Annotated in this window: 1 protein-coding gene; it reads left to right on the top strand. The window is 45.1% G+C overall.

The features are described 5' to 3' along the window. On the top strand, positions 1-226 hold a 226-nt coding region (locus HMPREF2885_RS06010), incomplete at both ends, for a DUF1542 domain-containing protein (RefSeq protein ID WP_148131144.1).

Below are 226 nucleotides of genomic sequence, written 5' to 3'. Positions count from 1 at the left end.
TGTTGCGAAAGCCGATGCCAAAGCTAAGTCCGATGAGGCTAAGAAGAACATTGATAATGCAACAACAGATGAAGCAGTATCGCAATCTAAAACTGCTGGAACAACTGAGGTCAACTCAGTAAACCCAACTGCGCAAAGTAAGCCAGCAGCCAAGCAAGCTATTGATGATGCCCTTAAAGCTAAGGAAGCAGTCATTGATTCACGCACCGATTTGACGGATGAAGAG

This window comes from Streptococcus sp. HMSC062H02 (genome assembly GCF_001813005.1).
Classification (GTDB): Bacteria; Bacillota; Bacilli; order Lactobacillales; family Streptococcaceae; genus Streptococcus; species Streptococcus oralis_S.
This window is presented reverse-complemented; position numbering and strand designations above follow the sequence as displayed.